Source organism: Gordonibacter sp. An230 (assembly GCF_002159915.1).
Classification (GTDB): domain Bacteria; phylum Actinomycetota; class Coriobacteriia; order Coriobacteriales; family Eggerthellaceae; genus Rubneribacter.
Genome location: NZ_NFJP01000014.1, coordinates 62,161 through 86,169, shown reverse-complemented (window position 1 = coordinate 86,169; position 24,009 = coordinate 62,161). Strand labels below are relative to the sequence as shown.

The 24,009-nt window shown below is 63.3% G+C and carries 1 protein-coding gene (only partly in view); it reads right to left on the bottom strand.

Annotation, left to right across the window (positions count from 1 at the left end):
- Positions 1-23,939, bottom strand: partial view of a hypothetical protein gene (locus B5F40_RS09045; protein ID WP_140396465.1) — the 5' portion only. Its footprint begins 5,536 nt before the window's first position; only the first 23,939 of its 29,475 coding nucleotides appear in the window; it begins with the start codon at positions 23,937-23,939; its stop codon lies beyond the left edge, outside the window.
- Positions 23,940-24,009 lie beyond the last annotated feature (70 nt).

Sequence of the window (24,009 nt, the reverse complement as noted above, 5' to 3'; positions counted from 1 at the left end):
GGATCGCCGCTCGCCTCCAGCGTGTAGCCCGCCAAGTTCGGCGCGCCATCGTCGCCGGGAAGCAGCGTCGGCAAGCCGGCGAACTCGAAAAAGCCCGCACCCGCCGAGACGGCACCTCCGCCTGCCCCCGCCTGCGTCAGCACGCTGGCATCGGCATCCTCGGCGCGGTGCCACGCCTGCCCGTCGAAGCGCCACGCTTTGAGCAGCACGCGCTTGCCCGCAAGCCCGTCCTCGTCATCGCCCATCAAGCCGTCATGGTCGGCATCGTTCCACAACGTTCCGGATATCTTCTGGACGGGCACCTCCTTCACGCCCGCATCATTATGCGCACGATCCGCGCCCTTCGCCAGATCGTAGGCGATCAAGCCCGCTTCGTCGGGCGCCACCGCCTCCGCCTGGTTCGGATTGCAGGAGTGAGGCAGCCTTTCCACTATGTTCCAAGACTCCGATTCGGCGTCGCGCTCGTCAAGCAGCACGTCGTATTCGCCGCCATCGACATCCATCATGTATCCGTCGGCGAAACGCGCATCCGAATCGGCGAATCGGTCGTCGCCCTGCTTCAAACGAGTCACCATCAAGCTGTCGGGGCGCGCATGATCGAGCAGGCGAATGTCGGTTGCGCGCACGCGGTAGGCGTACACCACCGGATCGCCCGCGCCGTCGCGACCTTGGCTGGGCAGGTTGTCGAAGCGGTACACACCGTCGTGCACCTCGCCGACCGCATCGGCGGCGTTGGACGTGAGCACCGTGTGTTCGGGATGGCCGACGAAACCCGCAGACGGATTGGCGTCGTAGGCTTCCCAATCGCCCCATGCCTCGTCACGCTTCCAGCCGTCTCCGTCGCCGTCGTCGTCATTCGGATCGGGCACGTAGCGCTCGAGCGTCACGCTCACGCCGTTCAGGCCCTTCTCGACAGACGCGGTCTCGACATCGGCCGCCAGATCCTGCACGCCGTCGAAGTCGGCATCGTTCCACACCATGCCTACGATGCTCCGCATGGGCGGGGCCAGCTGCCCCACGTCGCCACCGTCCACCTGGGCCGCGCCTTCGTCGTTCACACGCGCCTCAAGCCAGTCGTAGCTGGTCTCTTGGCTATCAGGCGCTTCGGCGGCAGGCACTGTCACCTGCGAAGCTTGCGCAGGATCCTGCTTGTCGGCGGACACCTTGCCCGCCACGATCACCTGGCCGTCAAGCGGACGTGTGCCCGCATTCCGATCGGAGGCGTCGAAGCCCTCCCGATCGGTAATGGCGAGCGTCGTCGGGTCGGCAACGTCGGAATCGAGCTTCTCATCGCCGGCCGCCTCGCCCTTGTGGTAGCGCGTCAGCAGCCACGTGCCGGACTCGTCGCGGTTCAGCTCTTCGAGCGACACGCGGTAGGCCGCAAGATAGTGCCCGCCGTCTGACGCCGTGTAAGCCGTCGGCAGATTGTCGAACACATAGGAGCCATCATCGGAAGTGCGCACCGACACCACGCCGTTGGATGCCGTGCCGCCGGTGACAATCCCGGTCGTGCGCGCATCGGCCCCGAACGACGCGTTCTGGAACCAATGGCTTCCGCCATCGGCTTCGTTCGTCCTCTCGGGATCGAAGTACCACTGCGTCAAGTTCACCTGCTGGCCTGCGATGCCCGGCTCGGATTCGTCCCATGCGCCGTTCTCATCGCGCGCCTGCAAACCATCGTAGTTCACGTCGTTCCACACGCGGCCGGAGATCTGCGAGACGGGCACTTCCACCAGCCCCACGTCCCATTCGTCCACGCGTTGAGCGTTCGACAGATCGTACTCGAGCTTCTGTCCGTCGCGCTCGATGGCAACCACGTTCTCGGCGACGCTTTGGTCCGTCCGCCCGCCCGCGATGACGATCATCGAATCGAATGAAGTGCTTGCCCCCTCAAGCGAACCCTCCTCGTTCAAATAGTAAGCGTTTTCGCCGTCGACCGAGCCGACAACCGCCTGCGTGCTCGCGTCGGAATCCAGCTCGCGATCATGCGAGCCGTCGCTGGAGAACGCGCGTGCACGCAGCGTGACCCCCCAATCGCGTTCGAGCGCCGCCAACGCGGACTGGTCGATGCGCAGACGATAGCCCGCCAAGAACTTCCGGCGATCATCCTCGGGGATGCTCGGATCGGCGTTCGGATCGGCCACGTAGGTGGGAATGCTCTTGAACACGTACTCGCCCGTGACCATGGTCGTTTCGGCGCGCAGCGGCTCTTGGTCGGGCACGAGCTCCCATGCGCCGCCCGCAGCCCGCGCATCCGTCGAGCCGTCGCCGCTTTCAGCAACCTCCGCCTCGGGATTCCACCAGTACCGCTCCAGCACCACCGGCACGTTCTGCACGCCTTCTTCGAGCGCGTTCTGCACGCCATCGTAGTTCGCGTCGTTCCACACGTAGTTGCCCAGATAGCCCTTGGTGCCGTCGATCCAGCCCAGCGCCATCTTACGATAGTGCTTGTAGCCCTTCCACGGGTTCGCGGGGTCCTCGTACACCGCCGAGCCCGAACCATCCACCGGCACCACGGCCTCGAACGGCCGCGTCACGCCCCTTCCGTCCGAAATGAGAAGGTCGTTGTCCCACACGTCCGACTCGTTGGCCGGATAAGCGAGCGGATCTTGGGCCCAAGTGTACAGCGTGGGCTTCAAAAGGCGCGTTCCCGTGGAATCTTCGCAAGTCACAACATAGTAGCGACCCGTTTTCAGACGGAACGAGAAATTGCCCGCATCCGGATCGGGATCGGCAGCTGTTTCGCACACTGCGGGGTTGCCCTCGGCGTCGATGGCCGGCTCGGGATCCACCTCGTCGGTTGCGGGATCGTACTCGTGCGCGGCCACGGTCATGGCGCCTAGGCGCTTCTCGGCGTTCGGCGTCCCCGAGCGCATGGGGTCGGGCGAGCCCTTGTCGAGCCCGGTGGTGTCCAACACGCCGTTGATCTGCTCGGGATCAACCTCCTGCCCCGACTTCAACATGTCGTCGCGGTACACCGTGCCCTCGTAGGTGACCGGACGCGCGATGCCCACGTCGTAACTGGTCATGCATGCGTCGTAGACCGCATGCACGGGATCGCTCGTCAGCCCCTGCGAGAACGCCTCCTCGTCATAGGACATCGGCTCCACTTTGATGGGATCGACGGTGGTGGCCACAAGCGCCGTCTCGTCCACGTCGGACGTGGACGGATCGTCGGCAACACGCTCCACCTCCATGCCCGTGCGCGTGTAAGCAGACTCGTCCTCTCCCAACTGCGCAAGCTCGTCGGAAGTGGGACCTATCTCGCGCGTGGTCAGCGAGTAGTCGGCATACTCCTTCGGGAAGGTGAACCGCAGCTTGTACGCGCCTGGCGCCAAATTGGACAGTATGTAGTACCCCTGGTTGCCGAAGTAGTCGGACTCGGTCACGAAGGAGTAGGGCCCGCCCGCTTCCGCCGCCTTGTAGCCGCCCGGATCGCTGTAGCGGATGGGCTCGCCCGTCTCGGGATCGCACACCACCCAGCGGTCCTCGTTGTTGGTCCACTCGTCGTTGACCTGCGCCACCGCCTCGCCATCGCGGTTCACTGGCAAGCCGTACTCGTTGAGCAGCTCCACCTTCACACCGTTCACACCCGGATCCTCGGGCTCGGAATCGTAGTCAACGTCACGGTACAGAGGAGCGACCGGCTCGCCGTCTCCGAACAGCCCGGTCCACGCACCGGTGTCAGGATCGATCACCTTGTCGGTGGCCAGCAGGTAGCGTCCGTTGCCCGCACGGTGATAGGTGGTGGCCCGCCCTAGAAGATCCGTCGCCTCCTCGCCTTCGGTATCGTTTTGCAATCCGTCCCAATCGGGATCGATCCACACGTAATCGCCGATGTAGCCGCGCTCTTCGGGCGCGTCGACGAAAGCGCCCGCCGTCACGTTCTCTATGAGCGAGGCCGTCCTGTCCGACTCCTCGCTCGCTCCATTGCGGTTCACGCGGCTCACGAACGTGTTCCACTGCACCGTTTCGGCCAAACGGTCGTCGAATCCGGGGTTCTGATCGGGGTTCTCCGGATCGTTGTCCAAATCGTAAGACGGATCGCCCGTCAGATCGCCCACGTACTTGGGCAGGTTTAGCGGAGCGCGCAGATCGTACACCAGTTTCACCGAACCCTGGCGCGGCACATAGATCGTATCCTCGTTCACCTGGCCCCAAAGGGCGCGAACTGCCTTCGTCAGCTTATCGGCTTCGTCGGGATGCGCGGCGCAATACGCCTTCAGCTCCTCGAGCGGAACGAAGTTGTCCTGCCGCAGCTTATCGGGTCCGGTCGCAGCATCGCGCCGCTCGTTGAACCACGTGGTTCGCGTGGTGTCGTCGGGCATATCGTTCAGCAGCGGCACCTTGTCCTCGGTCAGCGGGACCAGCGTGTCGCCCTGCGTGGCGATGGGGCCGACCCAGATCGTGGCCTCGTCGTCGGACAGCACGCGTCCCTGATCGTTGCCGTCGCCGGCAGCGTCCATGCTGCTGAACTGAATCATCTTGACGGAGTCGAGATCCTGCAGCCAACCGTTCCACTGCGATTCGCGCCGGACCGGCTCGCCGTTCTGGGTGTTCTTCACCTCCGTATCCCCTAGGAACGGCAGTACGTCGTACAGCACAGTGCGCACGTAGTTGCGCTCGTAGTTCTCGTCCAGACCGGTGTTCACCGCTGCGGTCTCGTACGTGTACGAAGTGCCCTCGGGCACCGCCACCGGACCGTTCGCGTCCTTGCTGAAGCCCGTGTCGATTTGGCTGGAAGACAGCTTCGACTGCCTCAGATCCTCGTTAGCCACAAACCCGATGGCATCGAGGCGTTGCGCGATCATCTTCTGGTCGGTCATGCCGTCTAGGTTCACATCGCGCGAATCGTGCTCCAGGCCAATCTTGCCCGCAAAGTCGGCCGCATCGCCCGGATCGTTCGGGCTGGGCACATAAGCGTTGTACGCGCCCTCTTTGAAGCCGTACCCCGAAGTTGACAGCATGTCGTTCGACATGGCCGCATTAGCACCTTCGCTCAAGGGCATCATGAAGTCCACCACCACGGCCTGCCCCTGTTCGAGCCTGCCGCGCATGATCGAATCCTCGTCGTCCTGGCCGTCTGAGGCCCCGCCGCTCCACTTCTTGGAGAATCGCCAATTCATGAACTTGCGATTGTACTCGCTTTCGATGGAGCCCAGCTTGTCCTCGACGAGCAAGCCCTTTCCGATGCCAGGCTCCTCGTACGGGATACCCAGGTCGGCTTCGGCAGCGGGCACAGTTTCCTCAGTTTCGAGATCGTCGGAGACGTCCACCACGCGATACGACCACAAAGGCGTGGCATCGTCTAGGTTCGGGGCGGCCTGCACCAGCACATCTTGGAAGATCTGGTTGCCCTCATCGTCGTAGACGGGGTTCCCTTCGTCATCCAGCACAGGCTGCTTTTCGTATTTCGCCTCAGTCTCGTAGCCCAGGTTCAACGGACAATCGGAACTGGCCGCCTCTTGTGCATCAACATACTTGAACGTCTCGTCGCTCATGGCTCCCGCGGCGCCGAACCCCTCGACGAACGGCAGCATCGTGGACAGCTGCGGATTGGTGCAGAAGTCCACTTTGGAGCTGTCGTCGGCACGGTTGAGCGTCTCGAGCTGCTCGGGCGAGAGGTTGGTCAGCTTCAGGCTGAACCGCATCATCCGCGAGGTGCCCATATCGATGAGGGGCCTGGCGGTCGACCATGCGTACGAGGTGCCTCCCGACCCGCTGAAATACGCCTGCGTGATCTCGAACTTCAGATAAGGCAGCTCTTCGCTGCGATAGAAGCCGGCGCGCGAACGCTCCGTCTCGACGTACTTCGTGTCGTCGTAGCGCGGCACCGCGCTCACGAAATGGTTCAGATGCGGGGAAAGCGACGAGGATCCACCCTCATCCTCACGCTCTTCTCCGCCCTCAAACGGCACAACTTCGCCGCCGCTCAGCTTCGCGTCGTAAAGCGGACGGTCCGACAAGGCGTGCAGATCCTCCAGCAAATAGGTTTGGCACACCACCAAAAGCCCGTTGTTCTTCACGGAGTCGGGCATGGGCGCCTCGGACACCAGCAGCTTGCGACCCGCGTCGTCGTAGCGGTAGATGCTGCCGTCGCCGTCGGGATCCTCGCCCGGCTCGTCTTTCTGCCATTCCCAGCCTATGTTCACGCGCGCCGGATCGAGATCGTCGGCCTCCTGGTCGCCCGTGGTGGCCGCCACCGTCTCGTCGTTCGTGCCGTCGAAGGGCACTGCGTCCACGTCGAGGCGGAACCCGTGGGGAACCGGCGTCTCGATGGAGGCGGCGGCGTCATCGAGATCGCCCGCTTTCACCACCCAGCGGATCTGGCGGATATCCTGGTCGCCCTCGCGGCACCCCTCGAGGTCGATCTGGCAATTCTGCTTGTCGGCCACCGCGTAGCCGTTCGGATCGCCCACCTGAATCCAGGTGCCCTGCTCGACGTCGGCGTTGTTCCCGTCGCCTTCCGCGTCGTCCTCGCCGTACCAGTAGTCGCGATCGGCGTCCATGCCGGGCAAGGCGAAGTTCTCATGATCAATGTATTCCGGCCCGTTCTGCTCTTCGAAGCCGTTGGGATGCTCGGAAGGTTCGTGGCTGGTCACGCGAGCGAACACATAGACGCGCAGCCGCATCTCGGTTTCGGCCGCCTCGTTTTCCGGCTCGGCGTCGGGGGCGCGACGTGCGCCTTCGGCAGACGCGTCGCAGGGTTCGCCAGCCTCGTTCACATAAGCGCTCCACTCGGCATCGGGAACCTCCCACACGCCGGAGCTGGCGGTAACGACGTTGGGCTGCGTGCGCGCGGTGGGCTTGGCAGGATCGCCGAACGGAGTGTCGGTCGTCCCGGCCAGCGTCGCCCAGTACGGCACCTGCCAGTCCAGCACAAAGCTGTTCACCGCAGCGCCCGTGTTGATGGCCTGCGTCACCATGAATTCGTTGTTGCCGCCTTGATACGAATCGTCGGCGATGGACACTCCGAAGTCGGGATCGACCACCAGGCGGCGCGGCAGCACGGTATCGGCGCGCACGCTCACGCTGGGCTTGCGGATCTTGAACGTGCCCGACGTCGCCGTGGTGTAAAGGTCGTCGAACACGCCGTCGTTGTCGTAGTCGACCGCGGGCGTGACCACGTCGTCGGTGGGATCGTCGGGCGTGCCGCCGTCATCCACCTGCTCAGCGCTATCCTGCGCTCGGCGGTTGTAGGTGAAGCGATCGGCGTTCTGGGCGGCGAAATCCACCACCGTCACGTCGCCTGTCGCCTCGGCCGGCCGCACGTTCTTGGAGTCCGTGCGCCCATCGGCGTAAAGATGCGTCCAGCCGGCTTCCGTCGCAAGCCACTCGCCCGCACGCTCATGCGTGGTCACGTAGGCCTCGGAGGCCGCCGCGTGCCATGTCCGGAACTGCTCGAGCTGCTCCCGATAGGTCTCCGCCTGGCCTTCGATGGCATCGTCGACGCCGCCTGTGTTGTCGATGCGGCAACGCAGCTTCAAAGTCACCTTATCGTCCACACCGAAGAAGCCGTCGGCGCGCACGCCCTTCCAGTACGCCTCGAGCAGCGTATTGTAGGTTTCGAACTCCTCGTCGGAGGCATCGTCGGGCGGCGCCAGCTCGATAACGACCCGCTCGCCTTCGTGATCGAAGGGCTTCACCGTGGGATCGTCGGGCATGTCGCCCGGATCGTCCTGGTCGGGCTTGGCGTAGTCGCCTTGGCTGTACGAGTTCTCACCCCAGTCGGGCTGCGTGGTGATCTTCACCGTCCAACCCAGCTTTCGCAGATCCTTCGGCGTGAGCTTCTCGTAAGAACGCGTGTTGCCGTTATGGCGATCGGTGTAGGAGCGCTCCACGTAGAAGGGATAGTCGTCGCCGTCGTAATCCGCGTAGTTCGTCATCCCGTCCCCGGTGGCGGCATCGGTCAGCGCATCCCCGCCATAGAAGGTCACCTGACGCGGCAGACGGAAGGAGAACACCAGCTTCGCATGCTTGACATCGCCCTTCTGAGCCAGCGTGGCGCCGTCGGGCAGCCCGTTGGTCACCGAAGAGGCGAACCATACCTCGTCCGAGTATTCCCACGACTTCTCGTCCTCGCCGGTCTTGCCGCCGTCGGCATCGAGCACTTCGTCCTCGATGGCGCCCTCGCCCGTAGACGCGGAGGGACCGGATTCGGGCACCTCGCCGTCGGCATCGGTGGGACGATCGGCAGGATCGGCCTCCACTTCGTATTCGGCCCACATCGACGGATACTGCGCCCGCAGCTTCAACGCCGAATACACGCCTTCGTCGGGACGCTGATCGGCCCTTCCCGTCGCTTTGCGCGCGAATCCGTCTGCCGTCACCGCGCCATCGTTGCGGTTAAGGCCCTGCGTGCCTTCGATGGAAAGCGCTTTGTCCCCGTTAAACGCGTAGTCCTCAAGCGGCATGCCGGCGTTCGTGCAGTCGATCGGCTCCTTGTTGGTCGCGACCTCCTTGCCGTTCATCACGTTCGAGATGGGCGTCATGCTGGCAAGCTCGGTGTAGAATCCGTTGAATCCCGGCAGGGTGCTGGTGGGGAACCCTTCGCGGGTCTGCGCGCCATCGGACATCGCATCGTAGGGGATCACGCCCACCGTCACGCCGTTTTCGATGTCGGGATCGTCGTCTATGTGGTTGTTGCCCAGATCGGAGTAATCGCCACCGCTCCTCTCCGGGCAGTAGCAGGCTTGCTGCGCATCGAGGCGCTTGTCATGCTCCCAGTCGTTCACGCGATTCGCACGCCAGCGCGCTGGTGCGCCCACCGTATAAGGATTGCCGCTGATGTCGGTGTCCTGCAGGAAGTCATAGCCGTGCATCCCGCTGGCCACGTAGGTGCGAACGTTTTGGAAAGTGCGGGTCGTCTCGTCCTTCCCTTCGACCCTCTTCGGCTCGTCATAGGCCACGATGTCGAACTTGAACGTGTCCATGCCGCCCGACACGATGCGCTGATCGGTGTTGCCGGCGGTGGTGCCATAGCCCTCCAGCACATCGTTTTGCGACGCGCTGGTCGCATAGTCGTTCGCATCGCCGCCCTTCGCTGAGAAGCGCACGACGAAGCGGTACTCCGGCTCGCCGCCGTCCTCGGGCGTCACCAGCTCGTAGGTAACCACAGCATCGAAATCGGCGTCCTTTTGCTCGGCCGGCTCGTTTTGCGCCACCTGGTCGCGCGTGTCGGCGGTGGCGTTGAGCGTGTAAGCCAGGTTCCAATCCTCGGATGCCATCGGCTGGGGAACATCGGGCGTGAATGAGAACGGCATGCCGGTTGACGCCTTGCGCGGAGCGACACCGTAGGGCAGCACCACGGTGACCTCGGGCAAAACCAGATCGCCCCTCTGACCGCCGTCCATCGCGTAGTTGTGATAGCGCCGCTCGTATCCGCCCTCTTCGTCGCTATAGGCGTACGAGTCCCACCAATAGCGGTTCTCCACATGGACGTTCAGCTGACCCGCGTCCTCGAGCGCAAGATAGTAATCGGAGGAGGGCCCGGTCACGCCATCGGCCCCCATGCTGTTCCATGTGCGCACAAGCGGCTTGCGCATGAGGGCGCGGGTGCCCGTCTGCGCATACGGCGACGTGCCGTCCTTGTACGCTTTGTCCCAGGCCACGCCGTCAGCGCCATTGACGGCCTTCTCGCCCATCGGAGCCTCGTCGGTTACCACCATCGTGTTGTTCTGCACGGTGTAGCCATCCACCGAGGGCATGTTGGGCGAACCATACGTTAGATCCCATTTGGAATTGAGCCAAGAGCCTGAGGAGGTCTGATACCGCATGCTGAACATCCAGTCCATGCCGAACACCTGGAGGTCCCTCATGGAGCTGTCGGCATTGCGACCCTCGAAATGATCCACGTCGAACAGCTGGTAGTAAGCGCTCGACTTGCTGGGCAGTTCACCCGACGCCGTGTCGGCGCCGGTCGCCTCCCGCACGTCGCAGGGACGCGTCAGCACGCGGTCGTACCATGCGCCGTTCATGTTGTTCGCGAACACGTGCGAGGCAATGTCCACGTTGATCTTGTAGCCGCCGTCGGAGTAACCGTCGGCATCGGCGGTGTTGTGCGAAGCGGTGTCGATGGCGCGTCCGAACCATTTCCCCAGATCGCTTTTGACCGTGATCTTCAACACCCATGGCTGCGAGCTTTCCGCGTACGACTCGCTATGGATATCGGCCTCCTGCGCCCTCACGCTCTCGTAGGTCGACTCGCTCGTGTCGGCGGACAAATCGTCGTTCACCGGTTTGGCGCCTTGGCGGTAACGTGCCGGATCTTGCGGATCGCTAGGGGCATCGTATCCTTGGTAGTCGCCGTAGGGCGTCTGCACCACTTCCACCTCGACGTCCTCCGGACTGATGCTCGTCCACGACTCATGTGCCTGCGGATCGCTATCGAAACCCGATGGGTTGCCGACGCTCGCCAGCACCGAGGCGGACACGTCCACCTTGCCGTCTTTCATGAGCGGCTCCACGCCGCGCGGCATGGTGTAGAGGAACTCGACGCCATCCAACGTGCGGTCGCCGTAGTTCAACGCCTGCAGACGCGTGGTGAAATCCTGGCCGTATTGCAACGTGGTGGCATAGCGCCCGTACACCACGCCCTTGTTCTTCCATATGTAATGCGATTCGTTCGAAACCCCGCTGTCGTACCATGTCTCGTGCGGATCGAGGCCCGCTTCGTATTTGCGCGTCGACTTGTAATTGCCGGCTTCGTTTTTGGGAATGAAGTCGCTGGCCGTGGCGAGCCACGCCTTCTGCAAATGCACGCGAGTCTCCGACCACACCAAGGGCGTGTCGCTGCCCCAGCGCTCGGTGGGGTTCGATGTGTCGCCTTGGGTGCGGGGTTTGGTGACGAACAGATAGTAGTCGCGCACGTATTCATCCTGCTGCCCGAACGCGCTGCCGTTGTCCGAGGGCGTGCCGTACCGCGTGTCGCCCGGCAGCTGCGCCGACGCCACCGACACCGTGCCGCTTCTAGGCTGAGGGGTGTAGCGCACCCCCTGCATGTTGCGCGCGGTCTTCGCGTCCTCGTCGAGATAGACGCGGTTCATACCGCTCTTGCCGTATCCCGAACCGGAAGACGATGTGTCGCTCGATCCGGGAATGTAGGTGAGCGATCCGTCGAACATCTCCCACAGATCGGTCTTCTCGGCACGATCCCCCGAGAACGCAGCGTCGTGCATGAGCGCGTCCATGTCCATGAGCGCCCCCGAGTTGTCCACGCGCTGCACCGGCTTGGCAGGGTCCACGTCGCCGAAGGAGCCGTTTGCAATGGGGTTCACGCGCTTGGCGGTGCCGTAATTCGAGTAGTACTCGCCCACGCGCGGGAAGTACGCGGGTTCCTGACCCGCAGTGCCCGTGGCCGAACCATCGCCTAGATCCACATACACCTGCGGCAAACCGTCGAGAGCCGCGTTCACGGGGAACCACAGCTCGATGGTGTCGCCCACTTCCATGCGCGTGTTACCGGGACGCACGTCGTCGGCGGGGAAGAGCTCCCCTTGCTCGTCGGGAAGAAGGCTCCCGCCCTCTCCTTCAGACGTCGGCGCCCATGTGATGGCGAACAGCGTGAAATCGGTCTCTTCGCTCACGCCCGATACGCGCGGATCGAGATCGGAGAACGGCTTGCCTCTCTGATCTGCGTTGTACGCCTGCATCGAGCGCGGATACACCATCGCACCGCCGAAGTCGGAAGCGTTGCCCTGATCAACCGCGGTCACCTGCAAGACCATGCCATTCGTGCGCTCGTCATACACCGACGCCCCGCTCGCATCGGTCCAACGAATGCGCGAGGCAAGCTGCTGCTGCAGATACTCGGCAGTAAGCTCCTCGCCACCGAGCGCTTTCAGGTACCGCGTGGGAATGCGCTCGTAGATCACGGGATTGTACAGCTCTCCCTGAAGCTCGTCGACACCGGGGTTCGTGCCCTTCTTCACATTGCGCAACGTGTCCTTGTACCAGAACTGCTCGCCGGGAACGTAGCCCAGCTTCTGGGCCGCGTTCACGTTGTAGCCGCTCGCCGCCTCCCTCTCAGTCTGGAACACCTGGTTTTGGAAGGTCATCACCGGCGCACGGCGGAAGGTCTGCGCGGTGTCGGCGATCACGCCGTCCGACTTCGTGAGCCAAGGGCCGTGCTTCACCTCCGGAGTTTTCTGCGGCCCATCCTCCACACTCGTGAAATCGAGCTGGGTGGTTTCGTTGTGGCGATGCGTGTAGGCCACATCCGCACGGTCGACACCCGTCCACGAATTGGGCTGCTCAGTGGTGGAAGCGCCATTCGGATTGCGCGTGTCCTGGTACCGCGCCACGCCCACCAAAGCCACATCGTCGAACGCGAACGGCGCGGTGCCGTTGGAGGTGGCGGGAACGTCGTAATACGTCCAGCGCACGCCCGTCACAGCGCGGAACAGGCCGTCGTTTGACAGATGGTCCGTTTCGTCGGGCGCAGCGTCACCGTAGGAGGCCTCGAGCTTGTCGTAAGTGACCCACTCGCCCGCGCCATCATTTGCGCGCGAGTCGAAGTACTCGATCAACAGGTCGGGACGGCCTGCGTCGTTTGGATCGGGCCCGTTCACGCTGTCGGGCAGCGTATCGGGATAGTCCAGATCGATCGGACGCCCATCGGCGCCCACGCGCACATCCTTCGTGCCGTTCGCCAGCTTCGGAGTATCGATCAACTCGAAATGGGCCCTGCCCGACGGGTTGCCCCCGGCAGTCTGGGCGTCGGTGAAGTTCACCGTCACCGTCATGTCGGTGGCGTGCCAGGTGTTGTTGGCGATCTTCTGCACCGTTAACTGGAAGGGGTTGCCGTCGGTGTTGGCAGCCGAGCCGTCGGACAGCACGTCGGTGAATTCGCCTGCGAGGGTGGCTTGGTTCGCATGCTTGTAGAACGTGAACGCCCAGTAATCCTGCGCACCCATCTGCCCCTTGCCGTCGAATCGAACATCCTTGTCGATGCCGCGCTTATAGATGACGTCGCGCGTGGAGCGACCCACATCGTCGGAAGAGGCGAACACCTCGGGCTGGCCCGTCATGCTGTATGCGCTGCCGAGGGCGTTCTCTATGAGATACTGCGTGAAACCATGCTTGGGCGCCGCCACCGCATAGAAATCACCGCGCGTCTCCCCTCCCGCATACGAAGGCTCGTCCGGATCGAACGCGACGCCCTCTTCCGCATCGTAGTTGGCGTTCGCTTCGCGCTCGTTGGTCACCTGGGTGATCACGCGTATGTAGACGCCCTCTCCCGGCTGCACTTGCGTGGCATCGGGATCGAGACGCACGTCGGGGTCTTCTTCGTCGCGCGCATCGTGGCCCAGTGAGAAGATGAGGTTGCGATTGTTCCCATAGCCTTCCGTCGCCGCATGCGGCAAAGGATCGGCAGAAGCCCCTTCGGTGCCGAAATCGCCGTTCGCCGAACCCGCATCGGCAAAGGACAACGCTGCCAGGCGCTTGCCCACCGCGTCCGCCATCTCGACGGCCGACGCGGGCACCGCCGTCTGCTGCGAAAGGTCGCGCTCGGCCGGCGCCGGACGCGAAACCGTTCCGCTCGCGTTCGTCATCGTTGCCGTCACCGGCAAGGGCCTGCCGTCGTTGCCCTCCGTGGTGTTGCGCTCGACCCATCGTCCGTCCGAACCTTGCTGCTTCGCCACTTCCCAGCCCACGATTCGCTCGCCGGGATTCGTCTCGAAACGCGCGTCCACATGCTCGAGCGGCAGCAAAGAGTCGTCTGCGGCCCCCAGGTACAGCTCGTATTCGATGTAGTCGCCCGCATGCAGGGCCCCGTCGGGCACGCCGCTGCCAGCAGCCTGCGCGTCGGGCGCATAGCTTGTAGGAGAGGCGATGGAGCGATCGTCGTTGTCGTAGGCGAAAATAGTCGAAAGGCCCGTTGCGGCGACATCCGTGACAGCATCGCGCTCCGCTTCCCCATCGGAAGCGGGGCCGTTTGCCTGAGAGCCCGTGACAGCATCGCCGGTATCCGTCGCGCTTTCCGTGCTCGCAAGAGTCCGCAATTCCACTTCGCGCCCGCGCTCAACCGACGTTTCCATCGTGCCCAGCAGATGGCGCAAAGAATATGCGGCGTTGGGATCGCGATATGCGGGCTCCAACAGATCGGCGTTGGGGTCTTTGGTCTGCACGTCGCTCACGGAAAGCGAGTTGGTGAACGTCTGGCCTGGGAAATTGCACCCTTGCTTGCCGAACGTGGGAGTGGACGAAGCGTCCCAATTGCCAGCCTCGGGATCGTTGCCCGTCTCGGCGGCACTGGAGAACTTCTCCGAGCTTCGGTCGGCGAACACTCCGTCGAATTTGAAGGCGTAGTTCGTCGCGTCGTCTCCCCCGTTGCGATCGGCGGCCAGATACTGCCCTGCGTCGAGCATCGTCTCGGGTTTCGCCCGGTCGGCATTCGGCGAGTCAAACGTCAGAGAGATGCTGCGCACCTGCGGGTTCTCGTAAGTGAGGTTCACATAGCTGTCGCTCGCCCACGCATCGCCCTGCAGCGTGTTGGTGGCGCTCACCGCCTTGTAGGTGCTCGTCAGCCCTTCCGACTCCTCGCCCGCCAAGCGTTTTGCGACGTCGGCGCGCAGGTACTTCTCCACGTCGATCTCGTAGGCGCCCTCGGCGTTGGGCTCGGCGGACACCGCGCCGGCGTCCCTTAGCTGCTGCAACGAAACGGAACCGCCGCTCTTGGCGGAGACGAAGGACAGGCCGGTCAGGCGGAACCAATTATCGAGGCACTGGTCGTCGCCCGGCATGAGCTGTCGGGGCACGTATATCTTCTGCAGGCGGAAACCGTCCTCGATCTGCGCGTCCAGCCTCACGTGGCTGATATGCGACGCGCGCTGCTGATCGTCGGGATCGCTCGTGCCGTCGTCGATGTTCCAGAACCGAGCCTCGAACACGGCTTTGTTCGGGGTGAGGTTGTCTTTCTGATAATCGTACATCGACACGGTGCTCGACCCGTTCCCCTCGGTCTGCAAGCTGAAATTGTATCCGTAGGGAATGAGATAGCCCAGGAAGTACGCCTCGTCGTCTGCCACGTGGTTGCTGCTCGAACTGGAAGTCAGCCTATGGTCGGGAGAAGCGACCGGCGTGTCGGGCGCATAGTCGAAGTAGCTGCGCGCCGCCACGTGGTTCGCGGCATCGTCGGCATCAGTGACCTTCCCCGTGAGCGGATTGGCCTGACCGCGATAGATGTAAGGACGGCCCAGCACCTTCAAATCGATGCCCGACTCGTCTCCATCCGTATCGGGGTTGTAGCCGCGGCCCGTCTCGATGGTGTAATCAGCGCTGCCTGCATAGCTGCCCAGTTCGATCTCGTAGCTGTCGATGAACTCGTTCTCGCCAAGGTCCAGCACCAGCGGTTGCTTGCCCGCATCGAGAAGCGCCTGTATCTCGCCCGCAGGCTTTTCATCGGGCCGCGCGAACTGGATGTACGCATTGCCCTCGCCATCGGCCTGAGCGAACATGTCCTCAAGGCCGAAATCGGAGACAGGCTGCTCGTCCCCGTTCGCGTCCTGCTGGTAGACACCGTCTTTGCGCACCACCAACGTGCGAGCCTGCGCGGCATCGGCCTGGTACGAGCCGTTGCCGTTAGACACCCACTTCTGCGTCCTGAACGTGATCTTGGCATCGGGATAGTCGACGCCCAGGCGTTTCGACACGCCCGAACCCGGCACGAACTGAATGCCCGTGCCCAGGAAGCCGTAGTACTCCAAGTCGTCGTTGGGGAAGCACTCGGGCATGGTGTCGGAGAGCGTCACTCTGTCGGCGAACGAAACGCGCCCTGCCCAATCGTCGGGCCAACGGTAGTCCGAGGATTCGTAATTGTAGAACCCGTTGGTCGTCGCACCGGTGCCGACGGAGTCCATCATGTAAGCGGTCGGATGCGTGCGATAGAACGACACCGAAAAGTGCGCATCGTCGGCGAAACGCACGTTCTCGTCTGAATCGCGCCCGATGGTGAGCGTATCGTGCACGCCCTTGCGCACGAAGTTGCCGTCGGAGAGGATGTTCACCTTCGCGTAGCTGCGCAGATGCTGCATACGAGCAAGATCATGGGTGTGATAACGCCCTCCGGAACGATGCTTATCCCAGTACGACCACATGCCGCGCGCATTTGAGTTCGGCGCATCGGAGCGAACCACGGCCTTCGCCCCGGGACGCACGTTGCCCGAGTACTCGCCGCCTGCCTTCATCGCAACCGAGGTGATGGCCGCTATCTCCTTCGCCCCGGGCACCTCGTCGCGGCCCGATTCGCGATAAAAGCGCCCTGTCACCTCGAACGCCATGTTGTTCACCCATGCGGTCTCGTTGGTCTGGCTTGAACCGTACCATGTGCCGAAGTCGGGAACGGCCGCGGTCGCGCCGCCCTCGCCAGCCTCCCACGAACCGTCGGTGTAGAGGTTGTCGCCCGTTTCGAACTGGTTCTGGTTGATGGCAATCGTGTAAGTGACGCTCGAAACGATGTCGTTGCCCGGCTGCACCTCTTCGCTGTACGCCTCGAAGGCGTCCTTGTAAGCGTACTCCCTGCGCGACCCGCTGCCGAAATCGGGCTCGCGCTGCCCTTCCGGCCCCTTTTTCAGCAGGTTCAGACGGAAGTACGGCTGCCCGTCGACATCCTTCTCCACCGAGTCGGCCCCGTGCGTCTGGGCTTGCGCGGCTATCTCTTCGGCCGAGATGTCCATGGAGGTGCCGTCGGCGTAGTTCACGCGGATGCCGCGCAGGTGCGGCACCGCCGCCGAGCGGACCTTCACGTAGTATGCGTCAAAGTAGTCTTCCGGCAGCTTCTGCGTCAACTCGATGGTTGCGCCCGAATTGTAGGTCTTCGACGCGATCGTCTCGTAGTAGGGGTGCTCGTACCGATACCCGTCATAGTCCGTGTTAATGTACGTACGGCCCTGCTCCATGCAGCAAGCGTACTCCGGCATCACGCTGCTCGATTCGCCCAACGGCGTGGGGCTGGTCAGCACCTGGCGAAAATCGGCCAGATACGATCCTTGCGCCTTGTAGCCAATCTCCAACGATCCGTTCGTTTCACCGCCGGAAGAATGTCCCCAATGGTCCTCGTCCCACGAACCGGCCGTCTGCTCGGTGGCGCGCGTGGAAGAACCGTCGTTGTACGCCGCACGGCTCACCGTGTCGTAGTACATCTTGCTCATGTACACCCGCGAGTTGTCGGCCTGGGTGATCGTGTACGAATCGCCTTGCGGCAAGTGGTCGCGGAAGCCCTCCAGGTGGTTCTTCGACGAGGCGCCCATGATGACGCTCTGATCGAAGTTCGCGTCGCTGAAGCCATCGAACACGATGTTCTGGGCATCGGCATCGACATGCAACTCCTGCATGTTCCTCCACGAACGCAGTTCGAAGCCCGTCACGTAACCGATGCCGAGCTGCTCTCGCAGCTGTTGCTCGGTGATGACCAGCCTCTCATCGACCAAATCGATGCGCACGCCGCCGTCGGTGACGAAGGCGGCCGGCACGCCCGATGCCGCCTCGTACCCCTCTTCCGGACGCAGCACCACGGTGCGTGCCTCGGCCTGGGCGTTCGCGCCATCCTCGGGAGCGTAGCCCGTCACCGCCACCTCGCCAACTTCGCCGTCCGCAAAGGCTTTCATGAACGCGCTCTCCACCGTGATGCGCGTGGTGTGGAAACCCGTCCAAGCGTCCGCCGTGGTGCCGTCCCCCTGAGCGATGCCCTTCTCGAACGACAGGGGCAGCGTCGCGGACACGTCCACGTCATCGAGCCTCGACACCTGGTGATCGTTCCTCAGGTTCAGCCACAATGTGAAGTCGCGGTCGTAGGGCACGGTCGTCACGGTGCGATCGCCGTCGGTGTTGCCCGAAGCCGATTCGGCGGATTCGGTGTAGTCCTGCTCGACATAGCGCCCATACGTATGCAGCTCGAGCGCCGGACGCGGCACGTTAAAGGTCGCAGCGCCCGCGAACGAGCCCGCCGTATCGTATGTGCCATGCTGAGTCGCCTTCGTGGTGGCGGTGAGCTTCTCGGCGTTGTCCGCATTGTTGTACCAGTTGATCTGGCCACCAACGACTACACCTATCTCGCGCCCTTCGACTTGCGGATCGACGTCCGTGTACTCCAGGTCGATCTGCTTCAGGTACAGGTCGGCATAATCGGCGAACGCGCCCGCGGCAAGATCGACCGAACGCGTGCCGTCCGCATCCGTCTTCCACGCATCGTCATCGGCGCCAAGATGAACATTGGGCTCTTCGGGCAGCGTGCCGTCCTCGTTCATGAACGTGAACGACGCCCCGACAAACGCGCTCTCGCCAGAATTTTCGGCGCTCGAGCCAAACGAAAGCAGCCCTTCGTTGAAAACGACCTTGTCAGCTTTGAAGCCCCGCACGCCCTCGATGTCCGTCAGCTTGTCGCTCACGCTGTCAAGCACGATGCTCACCGTGGCGTCGTCGGAGCGGGCGAGTCCGGAGTTCTTCACCGTAAAGCGGTACTCCGCTCCCCTCGCCTTGTTGGCTATCTCCACCTCGTTGGCTTCGGCGGAACTGTCCTCGTTCGGCAACACGCCGACGGGCTTGTACGCCACACCGGAGACCTGCGCCTCAAACGGCTGGATGGGCATGCTGTGCGAGGCCCTCACGTTCACATCGGGGCCGTAGATGTCCTCCAAAGGATAGAAGTGCATCGTCGTAGGCGCCGTCTCGCTGAACTTGTGACCGCCCCCATCCATCAGCGAGCCATGCGTTTGGGCGCTGCCGTGCAAACGCATGGTCAGCTGCGTTCCTTGCTCAACGGAGAAGGAGGAGTTCAGACGGTCGTAGCGAACCCGCACGGTTTTCACCAGACCTGCGCCCTCCCATGCGGAAGCCGCGATGCGCAGCGTGCCGTCGTCGCCGAGGAAGCTCGCAAGGTCGTCCGACGAGAACGACTTGACCGGATCGGGATCGGTCGCCGCATCGCCCGTCACTTCCTGCGAGCTGTCGTACAAATCGATGCCCGCGATCACGCCCGATGGGTGATCGTCCAACGACGTTCCGAATCCGGGGATCTCGATCTCCGAAAGCAAGAAACCTCGCTCGGTGCCGTCCTGCTCGACCTTCACGGTGTCAAGCGTCGCGTCGATGTTCACGTTGCGCGCAGCCGAGCTCGACGCGTTTTCCAGCGTGTACTCGTACCACGCGTCCTCGCCTTCGCCCTGACCCCAACGATACGGGACCGCCGTCGTCTGGGTCGCGCCGCCATCTTGGCTCCATCCATGAGATACCTTCAGTTTCGGCTCGATCGTCACCACGTTCAACGTGGCGGAGTCAGACCCCTTTCGATCCCACTCGGGATTGGAGTAGGCCGATGACAGCGTTGCCGAAAGCTCTATCTCGCGCACCATGCTCGGCGCGCCGAACACATCCACCCAAGCCCCGTCGTCCTTATCGACCCCTCCGGCGAACTGGGAGAAATCGACGCGCACGCCCGACAGGTAGCCTCCTCCCCACGCGTCTCGAGGAACGATAACGTTGCCGGACTCGGCATCAAGGTAGTTTTCGAGCAACGTGTCGACGGGGATCGTCGTCTGCGCAGGCTCCTGTCCTGCCGAATTCAGAGAGCTCAAAGTCACACCCGACACCTGGGCGTTTTTGAACAACGCTGCGCTCAACGTCACACGCGAGGCCTCAAAGCCCACATTGGCCCCACCGTGAACCTCTGCCGGCATGGGGCCGATTTCCAAATACCCTGTCTCTATCATTGAAGGCGACGCGTTCTCCGCATGGAATCGCCACCCCGACCGCAATTCGGACAACGGCGCATCGGCGACCTTCTCGAAGGTTTGCGTACCGTCGTCGGGATCGGAGCCGTTTCCGTAGGCAAATGCCTCCACCTGCGGCTTCACGGGAGAGATGGACACTAGCGTGCCCGTGGACTCCTCGCCTTCGAACGGCATGGCCTGGTACTCATTGCCGCCGTCGACGGTGCCCACCACCCACCGCTTCTGACCGAAGTCGGCTTTCACGGTGTTCGGATAGCGCACTTGCTCCTCGCCGTTGCCGGGATTGAGCATGTAGCCACTCACGGTCAGATCGACAGGAAGCTCCATCTCGGCCGGAATGGACGACGCGAACAGGAACCGCAGGTTGCCGGTGAAGGTGCGCGACGGCTTCTCGCCCTCGGGATACGCCCTTCCGGGAACCGCCGCAATGCCTTGCTCCTCCAGCATTTCGGCGATGCTCGTCTCGCGGTCATCTCCGCCCAAGCGCCACACCGACGCCGTGTCGCCCGACGCCGGCTCCTGCCTTACGGGCATCTCGAGCGGCACCCAGCTGGTGGACCCATCGGATTCTTGCACTTCGAATTGCACGACCCTGCTTCCGCTCGATACATCGAACCACGTGGCAATATCCGCAGACTGCTGCTCGGGGTCGGTCAAGTGAGGATCCTGTATGGACACCTCAACGTTCCCCAGCCAAAAATCGTCGGGCAGATCGTCATTGAGCACCGCACCGTACGTGGTGTCCAAGCTGGTGCCCACGATGGGCATGTTGCCTGCGGTGCGCACGTTCTTGATATGGTAGCTGCTAAGATAGCCCAAGCGGCCCTCTGCTTCGTACAGATCCGCTCCGGTGTCCCACTTCACAGCATATTTTTCGTACTCGAACGAAGATTCCGGCTTCACGAAACCCGACTCTCGTTCGAACTCCTGCGTCCAAGAGTAGTCGTTTTCTCCGCGCTGGCCGAAGTACACCGTCGTTTCGTCCTTCAACATCACCGGGCTGTAGTCGGGAATGTTGGTGGTGTAGGGAATGGCGACCAGAACCGTATGCGACTCGTGCGGGCCCTCGGGATAGGCGTCGGTGCCGGTCCCGCTGGTCAACTCGCCCTCGGGCTCCTCCACCTGAAACGCGATCTGACCGGCCTGGCCGCCCGTCTGATAGGGGATCTCCTCCATGCCCAGCGCGTCCACGTTCGAGAAGGACTCCATGTCCACCTGATCGTACTGCTCTTGGGTCCACCCGGTGGTGTCGTACAGCAAAACACCGCCCTGTTTGGGAACGCCCACGTAGGTCTTCCCGTTCGTCGGGTCGAAGTCGCTGTTCTGCTCGGGCGGCACGCCATCGCCCTTGTACTCCCAAGCCATCAGGTCTTGCTGGAGCACGCCCCGATGGTCAAACGCCTCGCTGGTGGGCTTGAGGAAGTAACCGAGGTAATCGATCAGGCTGTCTTGCGTGGACGAGGTGTTGGTGGTGGTCACCTTGTACACCGCATAATTATAACGATCCCACAGAACGGGCTCGCTCATCGTTTCTATCTCGGTCTCCCATTCAAGGTTCGTGCGGATGAACGTCGCCTGCAGGAAGCGTCCGTCATAGGTACCGCCCGGGCCGGCCGTCACCTCGCCCGTAACGGTCTCGCCCGCTGCGTTGGTGTAAGCGCGATAGGTGTAGCCCATCTCCACCGTGCCGCCGGCGTTCTCGGGAATGCTGCCCGAGAACGCCACGCTGAACGACGGGCTCATCCATGTCTGCCTGTCCAAACGATAGTCGCTCCTGCCTCCCCGGAAGCGCAGGAGATACTCGCCCGTGATGCCGTTCTCGTACTTCCCGCCAGCTTCGAAATCCTCGCGATCGACCTTGATCTGGACGCCGTTGCTCTGGATGCGGTAGATGTCCCAAACGTTCAGGATGTCCATCTTGGGCATCAGCGCGATCTTCATGGGGTTGTCGGCCGAGCCGCCGTATTTGTCGAGATTCTCCCGCCATTCGTCCTCGTCGTACGTCTCCATCACGCCGCCGCCCGGGCCCACGTAAAGGAAGGGAATGTTCAGGCGTATGTCGGTGGCACGCGCGGCCCACTCGTTGCTATTGTCGCCGCCGCCTAAATAGCCCTCCGTGAAGCCGGGAGGGGCCGACACGTTGAACTCTGCGCTATCGGTGCTGCGCACCAGGAACTGGTTGTTGCCCACATGGAGGGCAGAGGTGACCACGCTCACTTCGGGACGCAACAGGTTGCTGTCGAGGTACCCCTCTGCCAAGGGGCGGATAAGACCGACGAAGTCGAGCTGGTTATCTTTCCTCATCGGCCCATGCGCGCCCATGCCGAAGGGGTCGTCTTGCACGATGGCGCTGTCGCCGCCCTGCGGCTCTTCGGCGCCGTCGCCATCGACGACCGATTCCTCGCCCTCGAGCGCGCCGTCCCCGGAAACCTCGCCATCGGAGGCTTCGCCTTCGGGAGCCTCGTCTTCAGGAGCTTCGGCAACGAACGCAACCTGGGAAGCATCCTCGTCGGCGCACGAAACGGCCGCAGAGCCAACGCCGAGGTGCGCTTGCGCGCCCGCGACAAGCGGGACGGGACGGTAGGCCTCAGCGCTTTCGACAACCAACGACCCTTCGTCAAACGGATAGGCCGCCCACAGGCGCACCGAAGAGCCCGGTGCCATGCCGCCCTGAAGCGAAGCGCGCACCATGCCCGCTTCATCGACAGAGACATCGAGCGCTTGTGCACCTTGGTCCTGCCACGTCGAAGGATCGGCGGGATCAAGCGCAGCCACCGCCTCGGCGGACAACCCCGTCACGTCGAGAACCACCGCGGCAGGCCCATCTGCGCGCGCCGCCTGGGCGGCAGAGCCTGCGAACACCTCGACCGCATCGACGGCGGGAGCGCCTGAAGGCACCGACACCTCCACAACGCCCGTCGCCCAACCGCAGCCCCCGACGGCAACGGAGCCCGCCGACGGACCCTCTGCCCATGCAGCTCGCACTCTCATGGCACTCTCGTCGCTGCGCAGAGAGAGCGCGTTTTCAACGCGATGCGAGACCGTGCCATACACGACGTCGCCCTGTGCGCTGGTGAACGAGTACGCCTCCAGCGAGAACGTCACACCTATGCGCTCGCCCGCGAAACCCTCGCCCACGACGCCCGCCTCAATCTGCGGCAACACGGCATCGGCATCGAACGCGCGCGGATGGTCGGCATCGCCTTCGTAACGCAGCACCACATGGCCGCTCACGCCCGCGCGCAGATCGGCATCGCTTCGCCTGAGGTACGCGCCATCGTGCTCGGTCCACACAGACCACCCTGCGGGCACTCCCTCCGAGAACAGCGCCGCGCGAGCACCCGACTCCTCTCCCCCGTGGAGCATCCACGTTTCGCGGGAAAGCGTCCGCACCGCCTCGCCCGCCTCGCCGCGATACAGATACGGAGCTTCGATATGCAGGGCAAGCGCATCTCCTTCGAACGCGCCGCCCAAATGACCTCCCTCGAGCGACTTGGCCAGATAACCAAGGTCGAGCCTCGTCCGCACATGCGTGCCCTTTGCGAGGAACACGCCTTCGGCATCCTGCGGAGAGCCGTAGGCGGAAAGCGCAAGACCCACCCGATCAGCGGGGGCAACGAAGCTGGGGTCCGCTTTGGCAGCCTCGTCTGCCTGAGCAAGCCCTTCAGGCTTTCGAGGGAGCACCGAAGCGGCCTCCACGAGGCCTTCGGGCAGGAAGTCGGCCTCGGTCGGCTCGTCAGCTTCCTCCTCCGCCGTATCGTCGACCTCGGTCGGCTCGTCAGCGAATCCGTCGTCGGCAGAAGGAAGGGCCTCTTCGGTCGAGCCCGCGCTCTCGGCGGATTGATCGCCTTGCGTCTCATCATCCGATGCGTCTGGGTCGCTCACCGCACCGGCGCCACCATCGACGCCCTCCCCTCCTTCCTCCGCATCGGGCGAGGAATCGTCCTGCGGCGAATCGGCCGGGTCTTCCGAACCAACGTTGGAGCCGCTCTGATCGCCTTCGCCAACAGGCGCCTCGTCGGACAAACCGGCTTGTTCGGCCCGGCCGTCCATTGCGAACGCCTCGCCGGCCGCACGCAAGCTCGATGCGTCGAACATGGTGGCCGCAAGCGCCACCGACAACACCACCGACAGCGCGCGCACCCATGGCTTCCTTCTAAACGAAGGAGACACCGAGACGGTTCTGACCTCGGCGTCCTGCGCATCATTCATTGTGCATTCTCCCCTGTTGCGTTCAAATGGTCGGCTCATGCGCGTTCGTCGGCTCATCGCTGCCACCTTA